The organism is Brevibacterium sp. FAM 27836 (assembly GCF_051351055.1).
GTDB lineage: Bacteria > Actinomycetota > Actinomycetes > Actinomycetales > Brevibacteriaceae > Brevibacterium.
In genome coordinates this window covers 1,681,101-1,693,632 of the sequence record NZ_CP195711.1, presented here as the reverse complement: position 1 = coordinate 1,693,632, position 12,532 = coordinate 1,681,101, and the positions used below count along the sequence as shown (strand labels likewise).

Here is a 12,532-nt window from a genome sequence, read left to right as displayed (position 1 = left end):
CGTCGGCCGACGTTGCGTCGCACTTCCACATCTCGTCCATATCATCATGACGCGAACTGATGGCCCGTACGTAATGTGACGGTGTTCTGCACCAAACCTGATGGCGAAGTGCACTAAAGGGGTGAGACCAGCCAGCTGGCGGGATGAGGGGTGCCGGAACGCCAGCTGGCGGGATGAGGGCGGGTATGTCAGCCGCTGGGATGAGGGCTGCCGGGATGAATCGCCATATGAGCCGGAGCTGGTGATCGGCTGGGATGGTGCGGGCCGTCATTGCACCCACCCGCGCTCGAGCCTAGGCTTGAGGCATGAAGATGAGTACCGTGTGGAGCATCATCGGCGCGATCATCGCCGTCATCATCGCCTGGTGGGTGGTCAACATCGCGTTCTCGATCGCGTGGTTCCTCGTCAAGGCCATCATTGCCGTGGTTGTCGCGATGGCGATCTTCGGTCTCATCAAAGCCTCGCTGAGGTCGAAGGACCGCCAGAGTTAAGGACCGTCAGCACTGGAATCATTCGGGCCGGGAATCCGCCGGCGTCACAGATCTCCGAGGCTGGTGTTCGCCCCGCACAGGATGACGCAGACCTTCTCGCCCGCAGCCGGCACATAGGCGCCTGGGCCAGAGGCGCCTGAACTGTCGGAACGGTCCGATCCACGCGACTGACCGGAGCGGTGCGGTCCGTCGATCCCCGCAAGTGCAGTCGCCGCCGCATGTTCGACGGCGAGCCGATGCTCGTCCCACAGGTGCTCCCGAGCGGCGTTGATCGCCGCATCGTCGACCAGCACCGAGGTGACCAGATCCGACCGCGCAGCCGCCACCCCCAGCGGCGTCGCCCGCCGGGCTCCGAGCGAATCCGCTGCCACCGAATCGACCGTGACATCGACCGGTTCGCCCGCTTCGAGTGCAGCATTGAGCGCCCGACAGTTCTTGGGCTCGACCGCGACCGTGCGCACTCCGTGATGGGCAGCGGCCGTCGCGACTCCGGCGAACAGCCCGCCCCCGCCGACCGAGACGACGACCGTGTCGAGATCGGGCACCTGCCCGAGGATCTCGGTCATGAGCGTGCCCGCGCCGGCGGCGATGAGCGGGTGGTCGTAGGCATGGGAGGCCAGCGCCCCGGACGACTCGACGAACTCGTCGCAGGCGGCGGCCGCCTCGGCGAATTCGCTGCCGACGAGCTCGACGCGAGCCCCGTAGGAGCGCAGCCGATCGACCTTGACGCTCGGGGCCGTGGTCGGCAGGAACACGGTCGCGGGCACCCCGGCCGCACGGGCCGCCCACGCACACGCGAGCCCCGCGTTCCCGCCCGAGGCGATCGTCACCCCTGCCTCGGGGAAGGTGCCGGCATCCAGGTGTGCGCGGATGAAATTCTGCGCACCGCGGGCCTTGAACGTGCCCGTGTGCTGGAGGAACTCGAGCGCGAAGAAGATCCCGTCCTCCGGCGCCGAGGTGACCGTGACCGGCCGTACCCGCCCGCCGGTCCGTGCGGCGGCCGCCTCGATGTCGGTGTGGCTCAGCTCCGTGGCCGGTGGCATGCGGGCATCCTCCTCGTCGTCGATCCAGGGCTCGTCCTGCCGGTCAGATCGGGCCCGTCACCAGCATAGAGGCAGCGAACGGGACCACTCCGGGCGTTTCAGCTCGTGTGCTTGGTGATGCCGAGGTCGACGCCCTTGGTCTCCTTGACGAGGCTGACGCCGATGAGCGAGATGATGCACACGATGATCATGTAGATCGCGATCGAGATGGACTTCCCGGTCTCCGCGAGCAGCGTTTCGGCGATGGTCGGGGCGAAGGCGCCGCCGAGGATCGCGCCGAGCGCGTAGCCGATCGACACACCGGAGTAGCGGACCTGGGCGGGGAACATCTCCGCGTACATCGCCGACATCGGACCGTAGGACAGGCCCATACCGACGGTGAGGACGAAGATGCCGATGCCGTAGGCCCAGATGTTGGCCATGTCGATCATGAGGAACGTCGGGATGAGCCAGACGATGAGGAGGATGTAGCCGATCTGGAAGGTGCGCACGCGGCCGAGCTTGTCCGACAGCGCCCCGCCCCACATCGTGAAGATCAGCCAGCCGAAGCTTGCCAGCGTCGTCGCCAGCAGCACGGGTGCGCGGTCGAGGCCGACGGATCCGCCGTCCTCGATCGGTCGGGAGGCGTAGGCGGCGAAGAACGCGATGATCATGTAGCCCACGGCGTTGTTGCCGATGAAGATGAGCGCGGAGAGGACGACTTCCTTCGTGTTCTTCTTGAACAGGGTGCCCAGCGGCGCGGAGGATTCGGCCTTGCGTTCGGCCAGCTCAGCGAAGACCGGGGACTCCTCGACCTGGCGCCGGATGTAGTAGCCCACGAGGACGAGGACGACGGAGAAGAGGAACGGGATACGCCAGCCGAAGCTTGCGAACTGTTCGGGGCTGAGCACGGTGGTCAGGATCCAGATGACGCCGGTGGCCAGGATCATGCCGACCGGCACGCCGATCTGCGGGTAGGCACCGAAGATGCCGCGCTTGGAGATCGGTGCATGCTCGACCGACAGCAGTGCGGCTCCGCCCCACTCGCCGCCGGCGGAGAAGCCCTGAAGGATCCGCAGCAGAGTGAGCAGGATCGGGGCGCCGACGCCTATCATCGCGTAGTTCGGCAGCAGACCGATGAGCGAAGTCGCCGCCCCCATGAGGATGAGCGTGAGCACGAGCATCTTCTTGCGTCCGATGCGATCGCCGAGGTGGCCGGCAATGATCGCGCCCAACGGTCGGAAGAGGAACGAGATGCCCAGAGACGCCCACGCCATGATCTGGCCGAGTGCCGGATTGTCTGAGGCGAGCGGACCGAAGTACTGGGCGGAGAGGACGAGCCCGGCGGCCTGCGCGTAGATGAAGAAGTCGTACCACTCGATGGTGGTGCCGACGAGGGTGCCGGCGAGGACCTTGCGCTCTTCGCGGGTGATCGATGCGGGTGCTGCCGGATGCGATGCGGACGGGCCGGATGCTGTCGTGGACATAAGCGGATCTTTCGGTTGCTGGGCGACATTGCCGTGCACCTCACCGGTGGCGGTGATCCTCGACCGTGAGTGATCGCCGGTGCCGTCGGTGAACAGGTGGCGGAGGACTGACTGTCTGGTCAGTAATTGGTCTCGATCATAGGGCAGAACGTGCGCCGTGTCACTCCTGCGCAGAGGCGTCGGCCGCATCCTGAGCGCGGCTCCGCCTTCCGCCATCGTCCGATGACAATTACCGACCGATTGGTTAGTATATTGTGGAGGAATCGGCAGCGGTGCCGAATGCGGTCGCCGTGAACCGGGAGACGTCGTTTCACCAGGGAGAGCAAAGCATGACCGAAATTCTCAGTTCCTATGTGGCGGGATCCTGGCACACGCCCGGTGCGACCGAGTTCGCCCGCTCCGTCCACGACGCCGCCACTGGCGAGCTCCTTCACCAGGTCAGCTCGGCCGGCATCGACTTCGCCGCCGTCGACGAACATGCGCGCACGGTCGGCATCCCCGAGCTGCAGAAGCTCACTTTCCATCAGCGCGGTGTGATCCTCAAAAAGCTCGGCGCCCACCTCATGGAGCGGACGAAGGACTACCACGAGATCTCCTTCACCACCGGCACGACGAAGCGCGACGCCTTCGTCGACATCGAGGGCGGCATCGGCACCCTCTTCACCTACTCCGGCGTCGCCCGTCGCCAGATGCCGAACTCGACCGTCCACCTCGACGGCGGTGTCGAGCGACTGTCGAAGAACGGCACCTTCGTCGGTCGCCACATCCTGACCTCCCGACAGGGTCTGGCACTGCAGATCAACGCGTTCAACTTCCCCGTCTGGGGCATGCTCGAGAAGTTCGCCCCGATGTTCGTCGCCGGCGTCCCCGTCGTCGTCAAGCCCGCCACCGACACCGCTCACCTGACGCGCGCGGTCGTTGCCGACATGATCGACTCCGGCCTGCTGCCCGAAGGTGCCATCCAGCTCGTCAGCGGCGACGTCACCCCGCTCTTCGACCACCTCGCCGAGCAGGACGCCATCGCCTTCACCGGCTCGGCGGACACCGCCCGCCGCCTGTCCGGGCTCGACTGCGTCACGGAGCGCGGCACCCGATTCTTCGCCGAGGCGGACTCGCTCAACTTCTCCCTGCTCGGTCCCGATGCCGGGCCCGGCACGCAAGAATTCGACCTGTTCGTCTCCGGCGTCGTCGCCGAGATGACGGTCAAAGCCGGCCAGAAGTGCACCGCGATCCGCCGCACCTTCGTCCCCGCTGCCCACGCCGAGGCGGTCAGCGAAGCCATCGTCGCGAAGCTTGCCACCCAGGGCGTCGGCGATCCGCGTGAGAAGTCGACCCGCCTGGGCCCGGTGGTCTCCGACAAGCAGCGCGCCGACGTGCTCGACTCCATCGACGAGATCCTCGCCGGCGGAGCGCACCTGCTCGCCGGCGGGCGTGAGGAGTCGGATCGCCTCGCCGCCGAACACGGCGGCGCCTATGTCGCAGCCACCGTGCTCCAGGCCGATGACGCCTGGGCCGATGCCGTCCACGACATCGAGGCCTTCGGCCCCGTGACCTCGATCATCACGTATTCCGACACCGAGGAGGCTGTCCGTCTGGCCGCTCGCGGGCGCGGTTCCCTGGTCGGCTCGGTCGTCACCCACGACCGCGAGTTCGCCACCGAATTCGTCCGCAGGATCGCACCCTGGCACGGGCGAGTGCTCGTCCTCGACCGAGACGACGCCGAGGAGTCGACCGGCCACGGTTCGCCTCTGCCGAACCTCATCCACGGCGGCCCCGGTCGGGCCGGCGGCGGCGAGGAGATGGGCGGACTGCGCGGAGTCGAACACTTCATGCAGCGCACCGCGATCCAGGCCTCCCCGGATATGCTCACCGCGATCGGTGGGGAATGGGTGAGCGGATCGCAGCGCCGCCTCGGCGAGCATCCGTTCACGAAGTCGCTTGCGGACCTGCGCCTCGGCGACACCCTCGACTCGGAATGGCGCGAGGTCACGCTCGACGATATCGAGCACTTCGCGAACTTTACCGGGGACACGTTCTACGCACACATGGATGAGGAGGCGGCTGCCGCGAACCCGTTCTTCCCGGGACGCGTGGCCCACGGCTACCTCATCGTCTCCTTCGCCGCCGGACTCTTCGTCCAGCCGGACCCCGGCCCGGTGCTCGCGAACTACGGCCTCGAGGGGCTCAACTTCATCACGCCCGTCTCCCCGGGCGACAAGCTCAAGGTGACGCTGACCGCCAAGCGCATCACCCCGCGCGAGACCGACGAGTACGGGGAGGTCCGCTGGGACGCTCAGGTCGTCAACCAGAACGAGGAGCCCGTCGCGAACTACGATGTGCTCACCTTGGTGGCCAAGGAGTACTGAGGGCATCCGGGCTCGCGTGGGGCAACCCCGTCTCTGCCTGCGGCAGACGAGGAGCATCGGGTCGGTTACGCTCTCCGGTCCTGTGGAACGCGGACCTTGAGTGAGGCCGGTCGGATCGTGAGCGTGGCCGGCGTCCGAGCGACCGCATCGCCGTCGGCCATGATGACGACCGGATCCACGCCCGGGGGTGTGTCGATGCGGATCTCGGTGGCGTGACTGAGGCTGATGTGCGGGTGCCACCCAAGCCTGACCAGCATGAACGAGACCAGCTCCGCGGCCAGCCGCGGCACGATCGTGTCTTCGAAGAGGACCACGTCGATGAGTCCGTCGTCGACCTGCGCATCGGGGGACAGTTTCAGCCCGCCGCCGTAGCGGCCGGAGTTCGCGAAACCTGCCGAGAGCCCATGGAATCCGCGCCTCTCGCCGTCGACTGTGAGGACGAGGTCGATGGGCGTCGGTCTCCTGATCGCGCGGATGAGTCCGTACAGGTAGACCCAGTGCCCCTTGATGCGGCGAGTCGAATCGGCGTAGTCCTGCACCGTCGTGTCCAAGCCGAGGCTGACATTGCCGACGCAGATGAGCCCGTCGAGGTCGAGGGTGTCGATGGCAAGGTCATATCCGTCGGCGATGGTGGAGACGGCCGCCTCGACGTCCTTCGGAATGCCGAGCTTCGCAATGAAATCATTGCCGCGGCCACCGGCGATGATGCCCAGGGACGTCTGCGTCCCGACGAGTCCGGCACCGACGGCGCGGACCAGGCCGTCTCCACCGAGCGAGACGACGAGGGGCGCACCGCGGCCGGCGAACTCGGCGGCGAGCTCCCCCGCGTGCGCCTCACTGCGGCTCTCGACAACCTCGACCTGCAAGCTCCTCCGAGCGAAGGCGGCCTTCATCGGCCCGATCCGCCGCCCCACCTCTCCGTGACGGGCGGTCGGGTTGAGGATCACCGGCAGCGGCGGAGGCGAAGCGGCTGTCACAGCTGATCCGGTCCGTTCATGAGCTTGCCGGGATTCATGATCCCCACCGGATCCGCTTCGGCCTTCGCCGCGCGCAGCATCCGCACCCACAGCTGACCGGTCTCACGGGGAATCCACGGAGCGTGGTCGCGGCCGGTGGCATGGTGATGCGTGATCGTGCCGCCGCCGGCGATGATGGCATCACTGGCCGCGGTCTTCAGCGCCTTCCACTGGGCGATCTCCCGGCCCTCCTCCTGGCGCGCGAAGATCGTGTAATAGAGGGAGCAGCCGGTCGAGTAGAGGTGGGAGATGTGGCACAGCACGAGTGCAGGGGTGCCCCGCTTCGCCAAGGACTCCTCGATCTCCTGACCGATCGAGTCGTGGAGCTGTTCGATCGCGCTCCACGGAGCCGAGGTCTCCAAGGTGTCGACGAGCGTTCCCTCCGTGAGCAGCTGATCGCGCAGATACGGCGTCGAGAAGCGGTGCTTCTCCCACATGGTCTCCGGGGAGCCGCCGACGCTCACTCCCTTGTGTCTCTTGGCGATGTCGCGTCCATCGGCCCGCCGCATCCGCGCCGAGGCCCTCTGCCCGTCATAGCGCAGCACCAGCAGGCACGGGGTCGTGATGCCGCGGGCCCTGAGGACGGCGAGAACACCCTTGCGCTGAACCCCGCTGCCGAGCTGCGCGAGCCCGAAGGCCGTCTCGTTGACGTCGGAGAGCCGGGCGATATCCGGTCGCAGACCGGTCTGCTCCATCTCCCTCAGCGCCGCCGTACCGGAATGGAAATCGGGGAAGAACCAGGCATCGGGCAGGCTGGCCTCCGGCAGGCGCGAGATGCCCAGCGTCACCTCGGTGATGATGCCGAGGGTGCCTTCGGAGCCGACGATCAGCTGCCGAGGATCGGGTCCGGCCGCCGAGGCGGGGGAGGGGCGCAGCTCGATGGGACCGGTGGGCGTCGAGCAGCGCAGACCGAGGACCTTGGCGTCGATGCGTCCGTATCCGGTCGACTGCTGACCGGCCGAACGGGTCGCGACCCAGCCTCCGACGGTGCTGAACTCGAACGACTGCGGGAAATGTCCGAGCGTGAAGCCGGCTGCCTGGAGCTTCTCCTCGAGGTCGGGGCCGAAGACGCCGGCCTGAACGGTCACTGTCAGCGACTCCTCATCGATGTCGACGACCTCATCGAGCCGGGCCAGGCTGATGCACACGCTGCCGCGGAACTTGCCGCGCACGGTCTCGATGCCGCCGACGACGCTGGTGCCGCCTCCGAAGGGGACGACCGCGATCCGCTCCTCCTGGCAGATGCCCAGGAGCTCGTCCACCTCGGCGTCGGTGCCGGGATAGAGCACAGCATCCGGGGCCGAGCTCAGCACACCGCTGCGCAGGCGGATGAGGTCAGGGGTGCTGCGACCGAGGGAGTGCGAGACGCGCCGGGCATGATCGTCGCGGATGTGACCGGCGCCGAGCAGCTCGTCGATGCGCGCGAACGCCTCGCGCGGAAGTGCCGGCTCGGGCAGCTGCACGTCGTCGAGATCGATGGGCGGATTGACGACGCCGGCGGGCCGACCGCAGACCTTGTTCAGCATCTTCTTCGCTCCGGGTTTGACGGGACCGTCGTGTCCGTCCTCGCCCCAGCCCCACCAGCGCATCCTCGGTTGAGGGGTGTCCATCAGCGTCATCCTTCTTCCTGTGTGTTCACGATCAGTTCGGGTGCCAGCCTGCGAACGGCAGAGGCGAAATCGGCGCGGTCGGCCTCGACGAGCCCCCACCGCGAACGGCGGTCGATGACATCGTCGACGGTGATGGCCAGTTCGTGGTCGACGGCGAAGCGGACCTCGGCGCCGCTGTAGGGGATGCCCGTGCGCACCGGGCCGCCGAGGGTCGGATCGGACTCGGCATAGGCCGCGACGCTGGCCGCGTCGGTGCCGTAGCGGCGGATCAGCGCCTCCGGCAGGTTCGGATCGGGGGTGCCGATGCCGACGAGTCCGAGCGACTTCGTCCGAGACGGGCCGGCCGTGAGGCCTCCGCCTTCGACGACGGCGTCGACGGCATCCTCGGCCATGCGCCGATACTCCGTGAGTTTGCCTCCGACGATGGTCAGCGCATCGGTGCGCGGGTCCCGCAGCAGTGCGTGCCTGCGGGAGAGATCGGCGCTGGAAGAGCCCGAGGTTTTCAGCAGCGGCCGGAACCCGGCGTAGCTGCCGACGATGTCGCCCAGGGCGAGAGGCTCGGCCAGGGCGGTGTTGATGGTTGCGAGCAGGAAGTCGAGGTCCTCGTCATCGGGCATCGCCCGGTCGGGAACCGCACCATGGTGCGGGGAATCGGTGAGACCGACCATGACGAGCCCCTCGTGCCAGGGGACCGCGAAGACGAAGCGACCGAAATGGCCGGGCACCGGTGCCGTGATCGCGACCTCCGGGTCGCCGAGGCGCTCGGCTCGAACCAGCAGGTGGGACCCCTTGCTGGGTGCGAGTTCGACCTCATCGGCCAAGGTATCGGCCCAGACTCCGGTGGCGTTGACGATCTGCTTCGCACGCACCGTGTGCCGGTCGCCGGTGAGCTCGTCGACGAAACCGACCTGACCGGGTTCGATATCGGTGGCCTCGGCGTAGGTGATGATGCGTGCGCCGTGGACGGCGGCAGTGCGGGCCAGGGCCACCACGAGGCGGGCGTCGTCGATGAGCTGACCGTCCCAGCTGAGCAGGCCGCCGCGGAGTCCCTCGGCGTCCGCGGCGGGAACCTGCTCGCGCACGGCGGCGGCCGAGACGCGACTGGGACGGGGCAGCAGGGATGCCGGAGTGCGTGCGAGCCTGCGCAGGACGTCGCCGGCGAAGAAGCCGATTCCGAACATCGCGGCATCGAGGCGGCCGACCCCGGAATGGAGGGGCATGACCAATGGCAGCGGACGGATGAGATGCGGTGCGATCCTGCCCATCAGCCGACCGCGTTCGAGGGCGGATTCCCAGGCGATGGAGAAGTCGAGCTTGGCCAGATAGCGCAGACCGCCGTGGGCGAGCTTCGATGACCAGCTGCTCGTGCCCGAGGCGAGGTCGCCGCGTTCGATGAGGACCACGCTGAGTCCCCGGGTCACGGCGTCGAGGGCGACGCCGACACCGGTGAATCCGCCGCCGATGACCACGAGGTCGACGGTGTCGTCGGCGGTGGCCGCCGCGAGGTCCCGCGCTCGCCGAGCGGCATTGAGCGCCGCGTCTCCATGGGTTCTGTCAGGCATCCTCGGGCATCCTCGCTCCTTCTGGTACTGAGTCGTACCAGTTTGCAATCGGCGTGGAATGTTGTCAACATCACAGTGTGAGCGACCATGGACGACCTTATGCCGGTGCCAGCCGCCGAGCCCGCGAGAGTGCACGGCGCGAACGAATCATCGCCGCCGGTGCGCAGATCTTCGGCCTCCACGGCTATCGGGCCGCGACCGTCGGTGCGGTCTGCGCCGAGGCGGGGCTGAATAAGCGCTATTTCTATGAGTCGTTTGCGACGCTCGAGGACCTTCTCTGTGCCGTCTATGCGCGGGTGGTCGCCGATCTGCGCGAGGCGGTGCTCGCAGGCGGCGGTGGTGAGGCTCGCGAGGTGCTGCGCGGTTTCGTCGCCGGCTTCCTCGATTGGGTGCAGGCCAACCCGGTCTGGGCGCGCGTCCACCTCTTCGAGGTCCTGGGAGTCAGCGCCCGGGTCGATGAGCTGTACCGCTCATACGCTCGCGCCATCGGCGACGAGCTCGTGGGTCGTCTGGCGGAGGTGACTGCGGGCCCGCCGCTGACGCCGGCCCGAAGGCGAGTCCTCGGCGACGTCCTCGTCGGTGCCGGGCTGCAGGTGGTCGTCGACTGGGTCATCAGCGGCTACGAGCCTCCGCGCGATCGGCTACTGGCCGAGACGGAGGCGACGCTGGGGTGGATTCTCGCTGCCGGTGCGGCGACCGACTTCGACTGAGTGCCCCACAATTTCGCAACCGAGTGCCCCACGGCCCGCAACTGAGTGCTCCGCAAGCCCGCAACTTTGTTGGGCGGGCCAGGGCCGGTGGTTCAGGCCTCGAGCCCTTGGAACGCCATCGTGGTGACCGCCTCGGCGATGGTGTCGGGGTCGATGGGGTAGCTCGAGCGGTACCACTCGGTGATCGAATTGACCATGCCGAAGAGCAGGCGAGTGATGAGCCCGGGGCTGAAGTCCGAGCGGAGTCCGCCCTCGTCGATCGCCGCGGAGACGAGACTGCGGATCTTCTCGTCGATGGCGCGACGCGCATCGAGGGCCTCGAGCTCGATGGCCGAGTTCCCGCGAACGCGCAGCAGCAGAGTCACCGAATGGTGGTACTCGATGAGAATGAGCACACTGGCCCGCACGGCCAGACGCAGCCGTTCGAGGGCGGTGATCCCGGTCCGATGGCTCTCGGCTTCGACGGCTGAGTCCAAGGCGTCGATGCCGCGGTTGATCGCCAACCGCAGCAGCTCTTCCTTCGACTTCACATGATGGTAGATCGCCGACTTCGTGATGCCGAGCTCCCGGGCGACGGTGTCCATCGAGGTGCCGTCGTAGCCGCGGGAGACGAACACCTCGGTGGCCCTGTTGATGAGCGTCTCCCGGTCATAGCCGGGGCGACCGCGGCGCGAGCGCTTGGGGGCGGCGGTCGACGATGTCGACTCGGCGGAGCGCGGGGACTGGGCGGCCGCCTCGGCGAGGGAATCCGACGCGGATGAGGACGATTCGGGCATGCTGATCAGTCTAATCGGCTGCCGCGTGACGCACGGAGACGCACGTCATCTCAGCGGATGCCTTCGCGGCGGTCGATGATGCGCTTCATCTTGCCGACCGAGCGCGGCAGGTCGCCGGGCAGCTTGATGTCGACGCCGCAGGAGACGCCGAGGCGCTCCTTGATGCGGGCCGCGACGAGACGGTCGAGGCCCTCGAGTTCGATCGCACCGACGCCCTCGCGGGCTTCGACCTCGACGGTCATCTCGTCCATCCGGCCGGGGCGAGTGAGGACGAGTTGGAAATGCGGGCTCAGCGGGCTGAACTCGAAGAGGACGGATTCGACGTTGGCCGGGTAGACATTCACCCCGCGGATGATCATGAGGTCGTCCGAGCGGCCGGTGATGCGTGAGATCCGGCGGAAGTTCGGGCGTGCGGTGCCCGGCAGCAGGGTCGCGAGATCGTGCGTGCGGTAGCGGATGATCGGCAGCGCCTCCTTCGTCAGCGAGGTGAAGACGAGCTCGCCCTCCTCGCCGTCGGGCAGCGCCTCTCCGGTGAAGGGGTCGACGATCTCCGGGTAGAAGTGGTCCTCCCAGATCGTCGGACCGTCCTTCGTCACGGCCGATTCGCAGGCCACACCGGGTCCCATGACCTCGGAGAGGCCGTAGATGTCGACGGCGTTGATGTTGAAGGACTGCTCGATCTCCTTGCGCATCTCGTCCGTCCACGGTTCGGCACCGCAGATCGCGGTCTTCAGGCTCGTCGACGTCGGATCGATGCCCTGACGGTGGAACTCGTCGAGGATGGTGAGCAGATACGTCGGCGTGGCCGTGATGATGTCCGGTTTGAAGTCCTGGATGAGCTGCACCTGGCGCGGAGTCTGCCCGCCGGAGATCGGCACGACGGTGAAGCCGTGACGTTCGGCGCCGTGGACGCCCAGGCCGCCGGTGAACAGTCCGTAGCCGTAGGCGTTGTGCATCATCTGTCCGCGCTTGCCGCCGGCGCCGAGGATGGACCGCGCGATGAGGGCACCCCACCGGTCGAGGTCGCCCATCGTGTACCCGACGACCGTCGGCAGGCCGGTCGTGCCCGAAGATGCGTGGATGCGTGCGACCTGCTCCTGCGGCACCGCGAAGAGCCCGAAGGGATAGTTATCGCGCAGATCCTGCTTGGTCGTGAAGGGCAGCTTCGCGATGTCGTCGAGGCTCGTGATGTCCGCAGGGCTGACGTCGAGTTCGTCGAAGGCCTTCCGGTAGAAGGGCACCTGCTCATACACGGAGGACACCGTGGTCTTGAGGTTCTTCAGCTGGTCGGCGCGCAGCTCGTCGAGGCTCATCCGTTCGCCGGCGTCGAGGTCGGTGTCAGTCATCATCGTCTCCTTGCGAAATTCTTCTCTGTGCCGGATCCGGACGGGGCGTCCGATCCGCTGACCGCCGAGGAGGGGCACCGACTTCGGCGTCGTGTCCTCTGCGGGTGGTTGGGGGTGGGCAGGCGGCGGCATCGGCCGCGTCAGCG

The 12,532-nt window shown here is 67.5% G+C and carries 10 protein-coding genes; 3 read left to right on the top strand and 7 right to left on the bottom strand.

The window, feature by feature from the left end; all coding sequences use genetic code 11:
• Positions 1-305: 305 nt before the first annotated feature.
• Positions 306-491, top strand: a complete 186-nt coding sequence (locus ACSE4D_RS07665; RefSeq protein WP_135537578.1) for a hypothetical protein — start codon at positions 306-308, stop codon at positions 489-491.
• A 44-nt stretch (positions 492-535) separates the two neighbouring features.
• On the opposite strand, the gene ACSE4D_RS07660 is transcribed toward ACSE4D_RS07665, so the two are convergent.
• Both ACSE4D_RS07660 and ACSE4D_RS07655 read right to left on the bottom strand, forming a co-directional pair.
• Complete coding sequence (locus ACSE4D_RS07660) at positions 536-1,534, bottom strand: serine/threonine dehydratase (protein WP_135537577.1); 999 nt, start codon at positions 1,532-1,534, stop codon at positions 536-538.
• Positions 1,535-1,632: 98 nt separating this feature from the next.
• Complete coding sequence (locus ACSE4D_RS07655; RefSeq protein ID WP_436327005.1) at positions 1,633-3,000, bottom strand: MFS transporter; 1,368 nt, start codon at positions 2,998-3,000, stop codon at positions 1,633-1,635.
• A gap of 329 nt (positions 3,001-3,329) precedes the next feature.
• On the opposite strand from ACSE4D_RS07655, the gene paaZ reads away from it, so the two are divergent.
• The gene (paaZ, locus tag ACSE4D_RS07650; RefSeq protein WP_436327004.1) at positions 3,330-5,366 is read left to right on the top strand and encodes a phenylacetic acid degradation bifunctional protein PaaZ; all 2,037 of its coding nucleotides are present in this window, start codon (positions 3,330-3,332) and stop codon (positions 5,364-5,366) included.
• Positions 5,367-5,431: 65 nt separating this feature from the next.
• Here the strand turns inward: paaZ and ACSE4D_RS07645 are convergent, their stop codons facing one another.
• Genes ACSE4D_RS07645 through ACSE4D_RS07635 form a run of 3 tightly spaced genes read right to left on the bottom strand, consistent with a single transcriptional unit; the run spans position 5,432 to position 9,554 of the window.
• A complete protein-coding gene (locus ACSE4D_RS07645) occupies positions 5,432-6,343 on the bottom strand; it encodes a diacylglycerol/lipid kinase family protein (RefSeq protein ID WP_436327003.1) in 912 nt (303 codons plus the stop codon).
• On the bottom strand, positions 6,340-7,992 hold the full coding sequence (locus ACSE4D_RS07640) for an FAD-binding oxidoreductase (RefSeq protein WP_436327002.1): 1,653 nt from the start codon (positions 7,990-7,992) through the stop codon (positions 6,340-6,342). The genes ACSE4D_RS07645 and ACSE4D_RS07640 overlap by 4 nt, the downstream gene beginning before the upstream one ends.
• A 5-nt stretch (positions 7,993-7,997) precedes the next feature.
• On the bottom strand, positions 7,998-9,554 hold the full coding sequence (locus ACSE4D_RS07635; RefSeq protein ID WP_436327001.1) for a glycerol-3-phosphate dehydrogenase/oxidase: 1,557 nt from the start codon (positions 9,552-9,554) through the stop codon (positions 7,998-8,000).
• 77 nt (positions 9,555-9,631) lie between these two features.
• On the opposite strand from ACSE4D_RS07635, the gene ACSE4D_RS07630 reads away from it, so the two are divergent.
• Positions 9,632-10,264: a TetR/AcrR family transcriptional regulator gene (locus ACSE4D_RS07630; RefSeq protein WP_167854328.1), complete on the top strand. Its 633-nt coding sequence runs from the start codon at positions 9,632-9,634 to the stop codon at positions 10,262-10,264.
• Positions 10,265-10,356: 92 nt separating this feature from the next.
• On the opposite strand, the gene ACSE4D_RS07625 is transcribed toward ACSE4D_RS07630, so the two are convergent.
• Both ACSE4D_RS07625 and ACSE4D_RS07620 read right to left on the bottom strand, forming a co-directional pair.
• Positions 10,357-11,040, bottom strand: coding sequence for a TetR/AcrR family transcriptional regulator (locus tag ACSE4D_RS07625; RefSeq protein ID WP_436327000.1), 684 nt, complete (start codon positions 11,038-11,040; stop codon positions 10,357-10,359).
• Between the two features lie 50 nt (positions 11,041-11,090).
• Positions 11,091-12,386 carry an AMP-binding protein gene (locus tag ACSE4D_RS07620; protein ID WP_436327126.1) on the bottom strand — a complete coding sequence of 432 codons (1,296 nt, stop codon included), beginning with the start codon at positions 12,384-12,386 and terminating at the stop codon, positions 11,091-11,093.
• Positions 12,387-12,532: the final 146 nt, after the last annotated feature.

Bases quoted from the DNA above. Each gene is read 5' to 3' on its own strand.
- ACSE4D_RS07665 (WP_135537578.1), top strand. From the start codon at position 306: ATGAAGATGAGTACCGTGTGGAGCATCATCGGCGCGATCATCGCCGTC.
- ACSE4D_RS07660 (WP_135537577.1), bottom strand. From the start codon at position 1,534: ATGCCACCGGCCACGGAGCTGAGCCACACCGACATCGAGGCGGCCGCC.
- ACSE4D_RS07655 (WP_436327005.1), bottom strand. From the start codon at position 3,000: ATGTCCACGACAGCATCCGGCCCGTCCGCATCGCATCCGGCAGCACCC.
- paaZ (WP_436327004.1), top strand. From the start codon at position 3,330: ATGACCGAAATTCTCAGTTCCTATGTGGCGGGATCCTGGCACACGCCC.
- ACSE4D_RS07640 (WP_436327002.1), bottom strand. From the start codon at position 7,992: ATGGACACCCCTCAACCGAGGATGCGCTGGTGGGGCTGGGGCGAGGAC.
- ACSE4D_RS07635 (WP_436327001.1), bottom strand. From the start codon at position 9,554: ATGCCTGACAGAACCCATGGAGACGCGGCGCTCAATGCCGCTCGGCGA.
- ACSE4D_RS07625 (WP_436327000.1), bottom strand. From the start codon at position 11,040: ATGCCCGAATCGTCCTCATCCGCGTCGGATTCCCTCGCCGAGGCGGCC.
- ACSE4D_RS07620 (WP_436327126.1), bottom strand. From the start codon at position 12,386: ATGACTGACACCGACCTCGACGCCGGCGAACGGATGAGCCTCGACGAG.